Source organism: Azospirillum brasilense (assembly GCF_005222205.1).
In the GTDB taxonomy this organism is placed as follows: domain Bacteria; phylum Pseudomonadota; class Alphaproteobacteria; order Azospirillales; family Azospirillaceae; genus Azospirillum; species Azospirillum brasilense_G.
Genome location: NZ_CP032349.1, coordinates 345,452 through 361,924, shown reverse-complemented (window position 1 = coordinate 361,924; position 16,473 = coordinate 345,452). Strand labels below are relative to the sequence as shown.

The following is a 16,473-nucleotide window of genomic DNA, read 5'->3' as shown; positions in this document are numbered from 1 at the left end:
GGCGGGGACCGGCCGATGAGGCGCCTGCGCTTTCTCCCCGCGGCGATCGCCGCCACCCTCGCGCTCACCGCCACCACCCTGGCCGGGGCGGCGGAGCGGCGGATCGTCACCGTCGGCCCGCCGGTGACCGAGCTGGTCTACGCGCTCGGCGACGGCGGCTCCGTCGTTGGGCGCGACACCAGCAGCCATTACCCGCAGCCGGTGAACGGCCTGCCCGACGTCGGCTACATGCGCGCCCTTTCGGCGGAGGGCGTGATGTCGCTGGCCCCGACCCACGTCCTGGCGATCCAGGGCGCCGGCCCCGAGACAACGCTCGACCAGCTTCGGGCGCTCGGCGTCACGGTGGAGGTCGTTCCGGAAACGCCGACTCTCGCCGGGCTGCTCGACAAGGTGGAGCGGGTCGCCCGCCTGCTCGGCCGGGAGGCGGAGGGGCGGCGCCTGGCGGACTCGCTAAATCGCGACCTCGCCGCCTTGGCCGCCGTCGCCGCCAAGTCCGACGCCAAGTCCGGAGCGAAGGACGGCGCGCCGGTCGTGCTCGGCGTGGTCGGCGGCGGGCCCGGTGGTCTGATGGCGGCGGGCAGCCGCTCCGTCCCCGCCGCGCTGATCGCCATGGCCGGGGGGCGCAACGCCCTGGAGGTGGAGCGCGACTATGTGCCGATGTCGTCGGAGGCCGTCCTGGCCGCCGCACCCGACATCCTGCTGGTCAGCCGGTCGCTGGTCGACCGCTCCGGCGGGCTCGACCCGTTCCTGGCGACGCCGCAGATCGCCCTGACCCCGGCGGCCAAGGCCCGGCGGGTGGCGGTGGTGGACGGCGCGCTGCTGATGGGGCTCGGCCCCCGCACGGCCGAGGCGGTCGCCGAACTCACCCGCGTCCAGGGCACCTCCCCTCAAGGACAACCATGAGCCTGACCTTGTCCATGCCATCCTCCCGGAAAGGGGACCGGGCGGCGCCGTCCTTCCGGCGCCCGCCCCTCGTCCCGGTGCTGGCGGCACTGGCCGTGGCGCTGGCGCTGGCCGTGCTGACCGCCGTCGCGACGGGCGGCGTGTCCGTCCCGCTCGACCGCAGCCTGTCCCACCTCGCCGCCCTGCTCGGCCTGCCCGGAACGCCGCTGTCGGAGCGCGACTGGATGGTGCTGACCATGCTGCGCCTGCCGCGCATCGTCCTGGCCGCCGCGGTCGGGGTGACGCTGGGCGTGGCCGGGGTGGCGCTGCAGGCCGTGTTCCGCAACCCGCTGGCCGATCCCGGGCTGGTCGGCGTGTCGAGCGGGGCGGCGCTGGCCGGCTCCGCCGCCATGGTGCTGGGGGTGTCGGGGCTGGGGCTGGCGCGCAGCGGCCTGTCGCTCGCCACCGTGCTGCCGCTGGCCGCCTTCCTCGGCGCGCTGGCCGCCACCGTGCTGATCCTGGCGATCTCCCGCCGCGACGGGCGCAACTCCCCCGCCACCATGCTGCTGGCCGGCATCGCGGTGAACGCCATGGGCGGGGCCGGCATCGGGCTGTTCAGCTACCTCGGCGACGACCTCGCGCTGCGCCAGATGACCTTCTGGATGATGGGCGGCTTCGGCGGATCGAGCTGGGCGCAGATCGGGCCGGCGATGGTGCTGATGGGACTGGCGACCGCCGGGCTGCTGGCCGGGGCGCGGCGGCTCGACCTGTTCGCCATGGGCGAGCGGGAGGCCTTCCTCCAGGGCCTCGACCCGCACCGCTTCGCCGTGCGCACGGTGCTTCTGGTGGCGCTGGGCGTCGGGGCGGCGGTGGCGGTGTCCGGCCTGATCGGCTTCGTCGGGCTGATCGTGCCGCACGTCATGCGCATCCTGCTGGGACCGGTGCACCGCCGGCTGATGCCGGCGACGGCGCTGGCCGCAGCGGTCCTGCTGGTCCTGGCCGACACGATGGCCCGCACCATCGCCGCCCCGGCCGACGTGCCGGCCGGCCTGCTGCTGGGCACCGTCGGCGGTCCCTTCTTCCTGTGGCTTCTGCGCCGCCGCGCCGGCGCGCTGGGAGGGACCTGACCATGCTGGAAGCGATCGACGCCGGCCTGACCATCGGCCGCGCCCGCCTGCTCGACGGCGTCACCGCCGCGGTGCGGCCGGGCCGGATGCTGGCCATCCTGGGACCCAACGGGGCCGGCAAATCCACCCTGCTCTCCCTCCTCTCCGGGGAGCGGCGGCCGACCGCCGGGCGCGCCCTGCTCGACGGGGTGGAAATGGCGGCCATCCCGGCGCCGCGGCTGGCCGTCCGCCGCGCCCTGGTGGCGCAACACCAGCAAGTCGCCTTCGCCTTCTCGGTGGAGGAGGTGATGGAGCTGGCGACCGAGCCCTGGCTGATCCGCCCCGGCGACCGGCGCGCCCTGATCGCCGACTGCCTGATCCGGGCCGGGGCCGGAGGGCTGGCTGGCCGGCTGATGCCCCAGCTCTCCGGCGGCGAGCGCCAGCGCGTCGCCTTCGCCCGCGCGCTCGCCCAGCTGGCCGCGGGACGGCACGGGCGCGACGTGGCGGGGCCGTCCTATCTGCTGCTGGACGAGCCGACGGCGAGCCTCGACCCCGCCCACCAGCACCATCTGCTGCGGGCGGCGCGCGACTGGGTGGAGCGGACCGGCGGCGGCTGCGCGGTGATCCTGCACGACCTGACGCTGGCGGCGCGCTACGCCGACGACGGGCTGCTGCTGGCCGGCGGGCGCGTCGCCTGGGCCGGGTCCATGGCCGGCCTGCCGGTTCCGGTGCTGGAGCGCGTCTTCGGCACGGCCTTCGTCCGCCTCGACCTGCCGGAGGCGGAGGGCGTGGTCTACGCCGCCACCGGACGCGCCGCGGCGTCTGGAAAAATCGATTGCGAATGATTATTAATAGCAAATAGGAAGCGAGACGGGACGCTCCAAAGAGGCGTCGGAGGGAGGAGACGGTGCGTGTTCTGATCGTTGAGGACGACGCGGCGGTCAGCTACTGGATCGGGGCCAAGCTCGGCGGCTCCGGCCATTCCTGCCGCTTCGCCGGCGACGGCGAGGACGCGCTGCGCCTGCTGCGCGAGGAGGCGTTCGACGTGGTGGTGCTGGACCGCATGCTGCCCAAGCTGGACGGCATGGAGGTGCTGAGGCGCCTGCAGGGCACCCGCCACCCGCCGGTTTTGGTCCTGTCCGCCCTGGACGAGACGACGGAACGGGTGGCCGGGCTGCGCGCCGGGGCCGACGATTATCTGGGCAAGCCCTTCGACTTCGCCGAGCTGCTGGTCCGGCTGGAGCATCTGGCGACCCGCCGCGCCGCCCTGGCCGGTGCCGGCGACGTTCTGGAGGTCGCCGATCTGGTGATGGACGTCACCCGCCGGCAGGTGACCCGGCGCGGCGTGCCCATCGAACTGACCGACAAGGAGTTCAAGCTCCTGCACATCCTGATGAGCAACCCCGGCCGCACCGTGACCCGCAGCATGCTGCTGGAGAAGGCCTGGGGCTATGGCTTCAACCCGCCGACCAATCTGGTGGAGGTCCATGTCTTCAAGCTGCGGGCGAAGATCGACAAGGATTTCGACCCGCCGCTTCTGAAGACCGTGCGGGCCATCGGCTATGTCCTGGGCTAAGCCGCGCGACGTTGGCCCATCCTGGGTCCAGAGAGTCCGCCGCCATCTCGACACGCGCAGCTTCCGCCAGGCCATGGCCATCGGCGCGGTCTTCCTGGTGGTGGCCGGCGCCGCCGTGCTGTGGAGCCGCGATCTGCTGGTGGAGTTGGTCAACGAGCATGTTGGCGACCTGCTGGAGCGCGACCAGGAAACGCAACGCCTGCACGGCGGCTTCGGCGACGCCGCCGCTCTGGTCGCCGAACTGCGCCGCCGCGAGCGCTTCGCGCCGGAAGGCACACGGCGGCGCATGGTGATCGACCGCGACGGGCGCGTGCTCTACGGCGACGAGGCGATGGCCAGGCGCCTGCTCGCCGTCGTCGCCTGCGGCGGTCCGGCCCCCTGCGAGACCGGCCGCATCGACCAGCGCGGCGACGGTTGGAAGGTCCGCGGGATGGTGGTGCGGCTGGGCGACGGCGGGCGCTACATCAACGCCTACGACCTCCAACCCATGCTCGACCAGCTCCGCGCCGTGCCGCTGGCGGCGGGCTGCGGCGTGCTGGTGTTCCTGCTGACCAGCGTCGCCTTCGGCATCCGTTTCAGCGCGGGCACGCTGCGCCGGGTGTCAGCCATCACCATGGCGCTGACCTCCTACGCGGCGGGCGACCGCGACCGCCGCGTCGCCATCACCGGCCCGGACGACGAGTTCGCGCGGCTCGGCCGCGAGATCAACCGCACGCTCGACCGCGTGACCCGGCTGGTCGAGGAGGTCTCCAGCGTGTCGAGCAGCATCGCGCACGAGATGCGCACGCCGTTGACCCACCTGCACAACCGGCTGGTCACCATCGCCGAGAACTGCCCCGACGACGCCCTGCGCCGCGAGTTGGAGGAGGGGATCGAGGAGACGCGGCGCATCCAGCACCTGTTCCGCGCCATCATGCGGCTGGGCGAAATCGAGACCGGGCGCTGCACCCTGGCGGTGGAGCCGCTCGACGCGAAGGCGCTGCTGGACGAGGTGGCCGAATCCTACCTGCCGCTGGCCGAGGGCTCCGGCACCGTCATCACCGTCGCCGTGGAGCGCGACCTCGATCTGCGCGGCGACCGCACGCTGCTGTTCCAGACCATCGCCAATCTGGTGGACAACGCCCTGAAATACGCGCCGGGCGAGGCGCTGCACCTGTCGGCCGGGCGGCGCGACGGCTGGAACGAGATCGTGGTGGCCGACCGCGGCCGGGGCTTGGCGCCCGGCCAGCGCGCGCTCGCCGTGCAGCGCTTCTGCCGGCTCGACCCGTCGGACCGCGTGCCCGGCCATGGGCTCGGCCTCGCCATCGTGGACGCCATCGCCCGGCTGCACGGCGGCGCCCTGCGGCTGGAGGACAACGGGCCGGGCCTGCGCGCGGTGGTCCGGCTGGAACGCCGGGGCCGCCCGGTGACTGCCCCCGCCGTTCCCGGCGCCATCACCGGCCTTCTCCATTAAGCGAAATTAAGCGAAGCGCCGTTGAGCCAATTTGCGAATGCGAACTATTCTCAAATGAGTTCGCAACCGACGCTTCGGACCGCTTCCATGCCGCACAGCAGTTCCACCGCCCCATCCCCCGACACGCTGGCCGCCCTGCGCGACCGCCTCGCCGCCGCGCCGAACGGCGTGCTGGAGGCGGTCGCGGCCGAGACGGGCGTCAGCCTGCTCGCCGTCACCGAATGCCTGCCGGACGGCTTCCGTGCCTTCGCACCGGGGGAAACGGCCGAGGCGGCGATGCTGGACATGGCGGAGTGGGGCACGGTCACCGTGCTGGTGCACAGCGCCGACCTCGTCCTGGAATGCAAGGGGCCGCTGCCGCGCGGGCAGTTCGGGCGCGGCTTCTACAACCTCGCCGGCGGCAGCCCGATCGGCGGCCACATCCGGCTGGATCGCTGCCGCACCGTCGGCTTCGTCCGCCGGCCCTTCATGGGCAGCGCCGACAGCGCCTCCGTCGTCTTCTTCAACGGCGACGGGGAAGCGATGTTCAAGGTCTTCGCCGGCCGCGACGCCGCGCGCCAGCTTCTGCCCGATCAGGTGGAGCGGTTCGAGGCGCTGAAGGCCCGCCTGTGCGGAGCGGAGCGCCGCACCGACTGAGCCGGCGCCGGGCCACTGGGCGGCTTCGGCTCTCCATTTGCGAATAAGACGCAATCGCATTTCAAAAACGAACAAAGCGCCAGAAACACCTCGTGCAGAGAGACAGAGATGATCGAGCCACCCGTGTCCCACCGCCCTCCCCTCCGGCCGTCCCGCTCCCGCCTGCGCGCGGCGCTGTGGCTGTCGGCTTCCGCCCTGACGCTGTTGGCCCCCACCGCCCAAGCGCAGCAGCAGACTCAGCAGGCTGCTGGTCAGACCGCCACCCAGACCGCGCAGGCGACCACCGCGCCGCCCCCGACCATCCTCGACGCGGTGACGGTCTATGGCGAGCGCGGGATGCGCAGCGTGGGCGAGAACACGGGCACGGTGTCGGTCATCCCCGACTACGAGCTTGAGAAGCGCGGCGTCCATCGCCTCCAGGACCTGCCGCGCTACGAGCCCGGCGTGACGGTCAGCAACTCCCCGTCCCGCGCCGGGGCCGGCGGCTTCACCATCCGCGGCATCAGCAACAACCGCATCCTGATGCAGGTCGACGGCACGCGGCTTCCGGAATCACCGGCCTCCGCCGCCCCCTCCGCCGGCTACAACCGCGACGTGGTCGATCTGGACTCGGTCAAGCAGGTGGAGATCGTGCGCGGCCCGGCCTCGGCGCTCTACGGCTCGGACGCGCTGGGCGGCGTGGTGACCTATGTGACCAAGGACCCGGCCGACTATCTGCGGCCCGGCCGCGACAGCTTCGTCTCGCTGAAGACGACCTACGACAGCGTCGATTCCAGCCTGTCGGAAACCGGCACGGGGGTGCTGCGCTCCGGCGACTTCTCCCTGCTCGGCATCTACACGCGCCGCGACGGGGAGGAGTACAAGTCCAAGGACAAGGCCTACCGCAACCCGCAGGACTATGAGGGCAACAACGGCCTCGCCAAGCTGGTCTGGGACCACGGGCCGGACAAGGTGACGCTGACCGGCGAGTATTTCCACCGCAGCACCGACACGACGCTGCGCAACGACGTCGGCGGCAGCGCCAGCTACATCTTCTCCATGGTGCCGATGCGGATGACGCGCGGCGCCTTCACCGGCTCCACCGCCGACGACACGGCGACCCGCTGGCGCGTCAGCCTGGAGCATTCGCACGACGCGCCCATCGGCTTCATCGACCACATCGACTGGCGGCTCTACGGCACCCAGTTCGACCGCGAGGAGAAGCGCACCCGCAACGCCCGCGTCGCCACCTCCACCAGCCCGCTGTTCACCGCCGGCACCGGCCTGCGGGAATCCACCAGCAACGAATCCAAGCAGACGATCGTCGGCGCCGCCGTCAACCTGCGCTCCGACACCCAACTGTTCGGGCTGCGCAACAGCATCTCCTACGGCTTCGGCGTCGATTCCATCCGCACCGAGCGGATGCGCGACGTGACGCTGACCAACCTCGCGACCGGGGCCACCGCGAAGAGCTACAACGGCGACACCTACCCCAGCCGCACCTTCCCCAACACCGACACGCTCATGGCCTCGGCCTATGTGCAGGATGAGATCACCATCGACCGGCTGCGGCTGGTGCCGGCGCTGCGGCTCGACTATTACCGGATGGACCCGGACAAGGACGCCGCCTATTTCGCCGCCCGGCCGTCCACCCAGCCGGAAAAGCTGGACAAGCTGGCCCTGTCGCCGAAGTTCGGCGCGACCTACGACCTTACCAAGGAATACGCGCTGTTCGGCCAGTACGCGCACGGCTTCCGCGCGCCGCCCTACGACGACGCCAACCTCGGCTTCTCCAACCCGACCTACGGCTACGAGGTGCTGCCCAACGCCGACCTGAAGCCGGAGAGCAGCGACGGCGTCGAGGCCGGCCTGCGCGGCAAGTTCAGCGACGGGTCGAGCTTCCAGGTCTCCAGCTTCTACAACCGCTACAGCGACTTCATCCTGCAGAAGGCGGTCGGCACCGGCGCCGGCGGCATCCTGCGCTATCAGGCGCAGAACGTCTCGAAGGTCGAAATCTTCGGCGCCGAGGGCAAGGGCGAGTGGCGGTTCCGGCCGGGCTGGGCGCTGTTCGGCGCGGCGGCCTTCGCCCGCGGCTTCGACATCGACGCCGGCACCGCCATCGACGAGGTGGCGCCCTTCACCGTCAACGCCGGCCTGTCCTACACCGCGGCCGACGATTTCTGGGGCGCACAGGTCGCCGCCACCCATGTGATGGCGAAGAAGGCGGACGACGTGAGCAACCCGACCTCCCTGAAGGCCCCGGCCTACACCACGGTGGATCTGGCCGCCTACGTCAACCCGACGGAAAACATCAGCCTCGGCACCTCGGTCAACAACCTGTTCAACCAGGGCTATTACAACTACGTCAACGTCGTCGGCGTCAGCGAGACCTCGGCCGACCGCCGCCGCTATCTGGAAGCCGGCCGTTCCTTCCTGGTGCACGCCACGCTGAAATGGTGATGGTCCGCTCCTGATCCCGGTGAGCCGCGCCGCAACCGTCGGCGCGGCTCACGACATCCGGCTGATGGCCTTGCGGAAGCGCGCCAGCGACAGGCTGAACAAGGCCGCGCCGATCCCGATCAGCGCGAGGAATTGCGGCCAGACCACGTCGAGGCCGGCGCCGCGGTACAGGATGGCCTGGGCCAGCGCGACGAAGTGCGTCGTCGGCGCGGCGAGCATCACGTCCTGGACGAGGGCGGGCATGCTCTCCCGCGGCGTCATGCCCCCCGACAGCATCTGCAGCGGCACCATCACCAGGATCATCAGCATGCCGAACTGCGGCATGCTGCGCGCCACCGTCCCGAGGAAAATTCCCATCGAGGTGGTGGCGAACAGGTGCAGGGCGGCACCGGCCAGGAACAGGGCGACCGATCCGCCGATGGGAACCGCCAGCAGCCCCTGGACGACGAAGACCAGCGAGACGGCGCAGGCGACGAGCACGACCAGCGCCATCGACCAGATCTTGCCGACCATGATCTCGGCGGGCGTGACCGGCATCACCAGCAGATGCTCAATGGTGCCGTGCTCGCGCTCCCGGATCAGGGCGGCGCCGGTCAGGATGATCGACAGCATCGTCACTTGGTTGATGACCTCGATCACCGAACCGAACCAGCCCTTGTTCATTGTTGGATTGAAGCGGACCCGCAGGGCGAGGTCGACCGGCAGGGCCTGTTCACCCCGGTAGCGCTGCATGAAGGCGGTGACCTCCCCGCTGACGATCTGCTGGATGTAGCCGCTCCCGGAAAAGGCCTGGGTCATCCGGGTCGCGTCGACGTTGAGCTGGATCGCCGGCCGGCGCCCGGCGAGGACGTCGCGCTGAAAGTTGGGCGGAATGTCGAGCGCGAAGGTGTCGAGCCCGGCGTCCATGCGGGCGTCCATCTCGGCGGGGGTGATCAGGACCGGCGGGAGGAAATAGGGCGGATAGAAGGCGCCGGTGATGCGGGCGGACAGCGGCGAGCGGTCCTCGTCGACGATGGCGATCGCCGCCTTGTTGAGCGTCTCCGGAATGGCGGTCGCCGCCGTGTAGATCGCCAGCGTGAAGGAATAGACGATGAGAACCAGAAGCATCGGATCGCGGGCGAGGCTGCGCAGCTCCTTGACGCCGAGGTTCAGGACGTTGGACGCCTGCATCGCTCAGGTCTCCTGCTTCTTCAGCAGCAGCGCGCTCGCCCCGATCAGGACCGGCACGGCGACCAGAAGCGCGACGAAGGCGGCGTGCAAATCCCCGAAACCCAGGGCCTTCGAGAAGACGCCCCGGGACATGGTCAGGAAATGGGTGGTCGGGTAGACCTCCCCGATGAGCGCCGCGGCACCCCCCAGGGAGGCAACGGGATCAATCATGCCGGAATACTGCGTCGCCGGGATCAGCGTCGCGATGGCGGTGCCGAAGATGGCGGCGATCTGGCTGCGCATGAAGCTGGACATCAGCAACCCCATGGCCGTCGCCGCGACGGTGTAGAGCACGGCGCCGGTGGACAGGGCCAGGATGTTCCCGGTCAGCGGCACGCCGAAGACGGTGACCGCCAGCGCCACCATGAGAAGGAAGTTGAGCATGGCCAGCCCGACATAGGGCAGTTGCTTGCCGAGCAGGAACTCAAGCCTGGTGACCGGCGTGACGTAGAGGTTGATGATCGAGCCGAGTTCCTTCTCGCGCACGACGCTGAGCGCGGCCAGCATCGCCGGGATCAGCAGCAGCAGGATCGGGATGACCGCCGGCACGATGGCCTTCAGGCTCTCGACGTCCGGATTGTAGCGGAAGCGGGTCTCGATGGTGGCGAGGCCGGGCGCGCTGGTTTGGGAGGCCAGCCACTGGCTGTGCATGCCCTGAACGTAGCCGTTGACCGTCTCGGCGCGCGTCGGCATGGCACCGTCGATCCACGCCCCGATCTGGACCGGACGCCCGCGGGCAACGTCACGCCCGAAGCCCGGCGGGATTTCCAGCGCCAGGGAAAGGTCGCCCGCCCGCATGCGCCGGTCGAGATCCTCGTAGTCGGCGATCGGCGCCCGTTCGATGAAATAGCGGGAGCCGGCGAGGTTGAGCGTGTAGTCGCGGCTCACCGTCGTCTGGTCCCGGTCCAGGACGGCGAAGGACAGGTCCTCGACATCCATGTTGATGCCGTAGCCCATGATGACCATCAGCAGGAGGCTGCCGAGCAGGGCGAGCGTCGCCCGGATGGGATCGCGCCGCAACTCCAGCGCCTCCAGACGCGAGTAGCTGAGCATGCGCCGCGGGTTGAAGACGCGGTCTTCCGCGCGCTCGCCGGAGGGAGCGGCGGCGGGCGGCGGGGCCTGCCGGGGATCATCGGGGGCCGCCGCCGCGTCGCTTTCCCGGCGCTCCGCCACGGCCTCCTCCAGATAACCGATGAAGGCCTCCTCCAGCGTCGCGGCGCCGCGCTTCGCGACGAGCGCCGCCGGCGTGTCGCTGACCAGCACGCGGCCGGCGTGCATCAACGAGATGCGGTCGCAGCGCTCGGCCTCGTTCATGAAATGCGTCGAGATGAAGATCGTCACCCGGTCGCGGCGCGCCAGCCCGATCATGATCTCCCAGAAGGCGTCGCGCGCGATCGGGTCGACGCCCGACGTCGGCTCGTCCAGGATCAGCAGGGCGGGCTCATGGACCATCGCGACGGCGAGGGACAGGCGCTGGCGCTGGCCGAGCGGCAGCCGGTCCGGCAGCGCCTCCATGGCGTCGGTAAGGCCGAAGCGCGCCGCCACCGCCGCCACCCGGCCGGGAAGGACGTCCTCGGGCACCTGGAACAGGCGGGCGTGCAGCTCCAGGTTCTGCCGGATGGTCAGTTCCGAATAGAGCGAGAAGGCCTGCGACATGTAGCCGACGCGCCGGCGCGTCGCGATGTTGCCGGCGTCCACCGGCTGCCCGAACAACCGGGCCTCGCCCTCGCTCGGCGGGAGCAGGCCGGTCAGCATCTTCATCGTCGTCGTCTTGCCGCAGCCGTTGGAGCCGAGGAAGCCGAAGATCTCGCCGCGCGGGATGCGGAAGCTGACATGGTCGACCGCCACGAAATCGCCGAAGCGCATGGTCAGGCCCTTCGCCTCGATGGCGATGTCGCCCGCGTCCCCCGTGCGCGGCACGATCGTCACCGCCCTGTGCCCACGGCGCTTCTCCTCGGGCATCAGCGCGACGAAGGCCGCCTCCAGCGTCGCGGTCGCGGTGCGGTCCAACAGCTCCCGCGGGCTGCCGGTGGCCAGCACGCGCCCCCCGTCCATGGCGACGAGCCAGTCGAAGCGGGCCGCCTCCTCCATGTAGGCGGTGGCCACCACCACGCTCATGCCGGGGCGGTCCGCCCTTATGCGGTCGATCAACTCCCAGAACTGCCGCCGCGACAGCGGGTCCACGCCGGTGGTCGGCTCGTCGAGGATCAGCAGATCCGGGTCATGGATGAGCGCGCAGCACAGGCCGAGCTTCTGCTTCATGCCGCCGGACAGCTTGCCGGCGGGCCGGTCGAGGAACGGCGCGAGGCCGGTGCTCCGCGTCAGGTCGGCGATGCGCCTCTGGCGCTCGGCCCCGCCCTGGCCGAACAGCCGCCCGAAGAAGTCGAGATTCTCGACGACCGACAGCGTTGGGTAGAGGTTCCTGCCGAGGCCCTGCGGCATGTAGGCGATGCGCGGGCAAACGGCGCGGCGGTGACGCGCCTCGGCCATGCTGCCGCCCAGCACCTCGACCGTCCCCTCCTGCAGGGCGCGCGCCCCCGACATCAGCGACAGCAGGCTGGACTTGCCGACGCCGTCGGGGCCGATCAGCCCCACGACGCACCCCGCCGGGACGTCCAGGCCGACCCCGTCGATCGCCCGGACCGACCCGTACCGCAGACGGACGTCCCGCAGGCGCGCAACGGGTGATGCGGCGGAGCGGTCGGCGGCACCGCTCATGGCACGAGGTTTTGCAGGTTGGCCGGCCATTCGGTGTCCGGATCGATCCGCACATAGGCCACCCCCGGCAAGCCGGTCTTCACGTCGCGGATGTATTTTTTGAGCAAGGGGGGCGGGATCTGCGCCTTGATCCGGAACATCAGCTTCTGGCGTTCGCTGGCCGTCTCCACCGTCTTCGGGGTGAACTGGGCGACGTCGGCGACGAAGGTGGCCTTGGCGGGAACGACGTACTGCGGAAAGGCGTCGAGGGCGATCCGCACCTCGGTGCCGATCCTCACCCGCCCGGCGGCCTCCGTCGGCAGGAAGAAGGTCATGTAGACGTCGCTGAGATCGACCATGTTCAGCACCCGGCCGCCGGCACCGAGCACCTCGCCCGGCTGCGCCACCCGGAACTGCACCCGGCCGTCGCGCGGCGAGCGGAGCGTGCTGTCCCGGATGTCGGCCTGGATGCGCTCGATGGTGGCCGCGGCGGCGTCGACCGCCGCCCCGGCGTTGACGACCTGGGCCTCGGCGGTGGCGATGGCGGCGTCGGCCGCGGCGACCTGAGCCTTGGCCGCGCTGACCGCGGCGTTTGCGCTCTCGAAGCGGGCGCGGTCGGTGTCGAGGACCTGCCGCGACGTCGTGCCGCGCGCCTCCAGCTCCTCCGACCGGGCGAGCTGCTTCTGGGCGACGTCCCGCTCGGCCTCGCGCTGGGCCACCAGGGACAGCGCCGACTGGCGTTCGGCCTGGCGCTGGAGCACCTGATGGCGGGCGGCCTCGACGCCGATCACCGCCTGCTGCTTCTGCGCCTCGGCCTGTTTGGCCTGGGCCTGGAGCACCTCGGTGTCCATGCGGGCGAGCACCTGCCCGGCCGTGACGAAATCGCCCTCATCGACCAGGATGTCCTCGACCCGCCCGGCGGTTTTCGTGGCGATGTCGATCTCGACCGCCTCGATCCGGCCGTTGCCGCTGGCCAGGCCGGCGGGCAGACCCGCGGGTCGCAGAAACAGCCACACCCCATAGAGGACCACGAGGACGGACAGCGCGGCTGCGGCCTTGAGCAGCCACCGGCTTGGCTTCGTCATCATCCACCAATCCATTCGCCTGCAGGCAACGCCTTCACGGGCATTCAGCCTATCAGGCCACCCGCGCCGCACCACCGGCTTTTGCAGCCTGACGTGGAAAGCGCTGCTTTTCGCCGCATCGGGATCTTCACTCAATCTTCCTTGGCCGGGACGCCGCGGATGTGCCCGGCATTTCCCCAGTCGCCCGACGACGCCCCTCCGGCCGGGGCTCGGTCGGACGCCTCGGCGTTCGGGTTGGGATGCTGGTTGACGGCCAGTGGCCCGCTGAACAGGCCGCGGATCACCGTGTAGAACACCGGGGTGAAGATCAGCCCGAACAGCGTGACCCCCAGCATTCCCATGAACACCGCGGTGCCCAGCGACTGGCGCATCTCCGCCCCCGCGCCCTGCGCGATCATCAGCGGCACGACGCCCAGGATGAAGGCGAAGGACGTCATCAGGATCGGGCGGAGCCGGGTGCGCGCCGCCGCGACCGCGGCCTCGAAGCGGTCCTTGCCCTCGAACAGCTCGTTCTGGCGGGCGAACTCGACGATGAGGATGGCGTTCTTGGCGGCCAGACCGACCAGCACGACGAACCCCACCTGCGCCAGGATGTCCACCGCCAGCCCGCGCATCAGCAGGCCGGTCACCGAGGCCAGCAGACACATCGGCACGATCAGGATGACCGACAGCGGCATTGCCCAGCTCTCGTACTGCGCCGCCAGCACCAGGAAGACGAAGACGACGGACAGCCCGAACACCAGCAGGCCGGTGTTGCCCGCCGCCTTCTCCTGATAGGCCAGTTCGGTCCATTCGAAGCCGAAGCCGTCCGGCAGCGTGTCGGCCGCCGCCTTCTCCATCGCCGCCAGCGCGTAGCCGGTGGAGAAGCCGGGCAGCGTGTTCCCCTGAAGCTCCGCCGCCGGATAGAGGTTGTAGCGGGCGACGCGGTAGGGGCCGGTGATGTTCCGGAACTCCGCCACCGCGCCGATCGGGACCATATCGCCCTCCGCGTTGCGGGTCTTCAGGTTGGCGATGTCGCGCGGGGTCTGGCGGAACCGCCCGTCGGCCTGCGCGGTCACCCGGTAGGTGCGGCCCAGCAGGTTGAACTCGTTGACGAAGGCGGAGCCGACATAGATTTGCAGCGCCTCGAACACCTGATCGGCGGTGACGCCCAGCATCTCCGCGCGTTGGCGGTCGATGTCGGCAAAGACCTTCGGCGTCTTGGTGTTGAACAGAGAGAACACCCCGACGAGGCCCGGGATGCGGTTCGCAGCAGCGGACAGCTCGTTCACCGCCTCCTCCAGCGCGGGCAGGCCGCGGCCCCGCTTGTCCTCGATCATCATCTTGAAGCCGCCGGAATTGCCGATGCCGCGCACCGGCGGCGGCGGGATGGTGATGATGAAGGCGTCCTCGATGGCGCCCAGCCGGGTTCTCAGGTCGCCCAGCACGGACTCCGCGGTCTGGCCCTTCGGGATGCGGTCCGCGAAGGGGGCGAGCGTCACGAAGATCGCCCCGGCGTTCGGCGCGTTGGTGAAGGTGGCGCCGTCGAAGCCGGCGAAGGGCACGGCGTGGATCACCCCCGGCGTCTTCAGCAGCGTGTCGACCGCGGTGCGCACCACCTCGTCGGTGCGGGCCAGCGACGAGCCTGGGGGCAACTGCACCACCGTGATGAGATAGCCCTGGTCCTGGTTCGGGATGAATCCCGTCGGCGCCCGGCTGAACTGCCACGCCGTCAGGGCGAGCAGCACCCCATAGACCGCCAGCACGATCACCGGCAGCCGCACCAGCCGCCCGGTCAATCCGGCGTAGCCGTTGGACAGGCGGTCGAAGCCGCGGTTGAAGCCGCGGAAGAAGGCATGGACCGGGCGCGTCAAAGGCGACGGCTTGGGCGGGTGCTCCTCGTGCGGCTTGAACAGCAGCGCGCACAGCGCCGGGCTGAGGGTCAGCGACACCAGACAGGAGATCACCGTGGCGGTCGCGATGGTCACGGCGAACTGGCGGAAGAACTGGCCGGAGATGCCGCTGACCAGGGCCGCCGGGATGAACACGGCGGTGAGCACCAGGGCGATGGCGATCAGCGCGCCGCCGACCTCGTTCATCGTCTCGTGCGCGGCGTCCTTGGGCTTCATGCCCTGGCGGATGAACCGCTCAACATTCTCCACGACGACGATGGCGTCGTCCACGACGATGCCGATGGCCAGCACCAGCCCGAACAGCGACAGCGTGTTCAGCGAGTAGCCCAGCGCCGCCAGCACCGTGAAGGTGCCGATCAGCGAGACCGGGATCGCGGCAATCGGCACGATGGAGGCGCGCCACGTCTGAAGGAACAGGATGACGACGACGACCACGAGCGCCACGGCCTCGAAGATCGTCTTGTAGACCTCCTCCACGGACTGCGCGATGAACTCCGTCGGGTTGTAGACCACGTCGTAGCGCATGCCGCTGGGGAAGCCCTTGGACAGGTCCGCCATGGTCGCCAGGATGCGGTCGGCGGTTTCCAGCGCGTTGGATCCCGGCCTCTGGAAGATGACCAGAGGCACCGCCTGCTGGCGGTCCAGATAGGCGTTCAGATTGTAGTCCTGCGCCCCCAGCTCGACCCGCGCCACGTCGCGCAGGCGGGTGACCGCGGCCCCGTCGGTCTTGACGATGATGTTGCCGAACTCGCGCGGGTCGGTCAGGCGGCCCAGCGTCTCGACGTTGAGCTGGAAGGCGCCGGGCGTCGGCACCGGCGGCTGGTTGATGACGCCGCCCGACACCTGGACATTCTGTGCCTGGATCGCCCGCACCACGTCGCCGGCGGTCAGGCCGCGCGCCGCCACCCGGTCGGGGTCGAGCCAGACGCGCATGGCGTAGTCGCGGGCGCCGAACACCTGGATGTCGCCCACCCCGTCCAGCCGCGCCAGCACGTCCTTGATCTGCAGCAGCGCGTAGTTGGACATGTAGAGCTGGTCGCGCGTCCCGTCCGGCGAGTTCAGATGGATCACCATCAGCATGTCGGGCGAGTTCTTGCGCACGGTCACGCCGATGCGCCGCACGTCCTCCGGCAGGCGGGGCTCGGCCACGGCGAGGCGGTTCTGGACCAGCACCTGCGCGGTGTCCAGGTCGGTGCCCAGCTTGAAGGTGATGGTGAGCTGGAGGCGCCCGTCGCTGGTCGCCTGCGAGGACATGTAGAGCATCTCCTCGACGCCGTTGACCTCCTGCTCGATGGGGGCGGACACGGTGTCGGCGACCACCTGCGCCGACGCGCCGGGGTAGGTCGCGTTGACCACGATGGTCGGCGGCGCGATCTCCGGATACTGAGCGACCGGCAGGGTCAGATAGGCGAAGATCCCGATGAGCGTGATGAAGATGGACAGGACCGCCGCGAAGATCGGCCGGTTGATGAAGAAGTGCGAAATGTTCATGGCCCCG

General features: G+C 70.4%; 11 protein-coding genes. 7 read left to right on the top strand and 4 right to left on the bottom strand.

Features of this window, described 5'->3' with window-relative positions:
- Nucleotides 1-15: 15 nt before the first annotated feature.
- The 7 genes from D3869_RS30860 to D3869_RS30830 all read left to right on the top strand — a co-directional run bounded on the left by D3869_RS30860 (nucleotide 16) and on the right by D3869_RS30830 (nucleotide 8,092).
- Nucleotides 16-903, top strand: a complete 888-nt coding sequence (locus tag D3869_RS30860) for a heme/hemin ABC transporter substrate-binding protein (RefSeq protein WP_137143422.1) — start codon at nucleotides 16-18, stop codon at nucleotides 901-903.
- Nucleotides 900-2,009, top strand: coding sequence for a FecCD family ABC transporter permease (locus D3869_RS30855; protein WP_137143421.1), 1,110 nt, complete (start codon nucleotides 900-902; stop codon nucleotides 2,007-2,009). Before D3869_RS30860 ends, D3869_RS30855 begins: the two co-directional genes overlap by 4 nt.
- A 2-nt stretch (nucleotides 2,010-2,011) precedes the next feature.
- A complete protein-coding gene (locus D3869_RS30850) occupies nucleotides 2,012-2,833 on the top strand; it encodes an ATP-binding cassette domain-containing protein (RefSeq protein ID WP_137143420.1) in 822 nt (273 codons plus the stop codon).
- A 62-nt stretch (nucleotides 2,834-2,895) separates the two neighbouring features.
- Nucleotides 2,896-3,564 carry a response regulator transcription factor gene (locus D3869_RS30845; protein ID WP_137106813.1) on the top strand — a complete coding sequence of 223 codons (669 nt, stop codon included), beginning with the start codon at nucleotides 2,896-2,898 and terminating at the stop codon, nucleotides 3,562-3,564.
- A complete protein-coding gene (locus D3869_RS30840; RefSeq protein WP_137143419.1) occupies nucleotides 3,551-5,017 on the top strand; it encodes a sensor histidine kinase in 1,467 nt (488 codons plus the stop codon). The genes D3869_RS30845 and D3869_RS30840 overlap by 14 nt, the downstream gene beginning before the upstream one ends.
- A gap of 87 nt (nucleotides 5,018-5,104) precedes the next feature.
- On the top strand, nucleotides 5,105-5,653 hold the full coding sequence (gene hutX / locus D3869_RS30835; RefSeq protein ID WP_175426691.1) for a heme utilization cystosolic carrier protein HutX: 549 nt from the start codon (nucleotides 5,105-5,107) through the stop codon (nucleotides 5,651-5,653).
- Between the two features lie 108 nt (nucleotides 5,654-5,761).
- The gene (locus tag D3869_RS30830; RefSeq protein WP_137143418.1) at nucleotides 5,762-8,092 is read left to right on the top strand and encodes a TonB-dependent hemoglobin/transferrin/lactoferrin family receptor; all 2,331 of its coding nucleotides are present in this window, start codon (nucleotides 5,762-5,764) and stop codon (nucleotides 8,090-8,092) included.
- Between the two features lie 48 nt (nucleotides 8,093-8,140).
- On the opposite strand, the gene D3869_RS30825 is transcribed toward D3869_RS30830, so the two are convergent.
- The 4 genes from D3869_RS30825 to D3869_RS30810 all read right to left on the bottom strand — a co-directional run bounded on the left by D3869_RS30825 (nucleotide 8,141) and on the right by D3869_RS30810 (nucleotide 16,466).
- On the bottom strand, nucleotides 8,141-9,262 hold the full coding sequence (locus tag D3869_RS30825; protein ID WP_137143417.1) for an ABC transporter permease: 1,122 nt from the start codon (nucleotides 9,260-9,262) through the stop codon (nucleotides 8,141-8,143).
- A gap of 3 nt (nucleotides 9,263-9,265) precedes the next feature.
- A complete protein-coding gene (rbbA, locus tag D3869_RS30820; protein ID WP_137143416.1) occupies nucleotides 9,266-12,019 on the bottom strand; it encodes a ribosome-associated ATPase/putative transporter RbbA in 2,754 nt (917 codons plus the stop codon).
- Nucleotides 12,016-13,086, bottom strand: coding sequence for an HlyD family secretion protein (locus D3869_RS30815; RefSeq protein ID WP_137143415.1), 1,071 nt, complete (start codon nucleotides 13,084-13,086; stop codon nucleotides 12,016-12,018). The genes rbbA and D3869_RS30815 overlap by 4 nt, the downstream gene beginning before the upstream one ends.
- A 128-nt stretch (nucleotides 13,087-13,214) precedes the next feature.
- A complete protein-coding gene (locus D3869_RS30810; protein ID WP_137143414.1) occupies nucleotides 13,215-16,466 on the bottom strand; it encodes an efflux RND transporter permease subunit in 3,252 nt (1,083 codons plus the stop codon).
- Nucleotides 16,467-16,473: the final 7 nt, after the last annotated feature.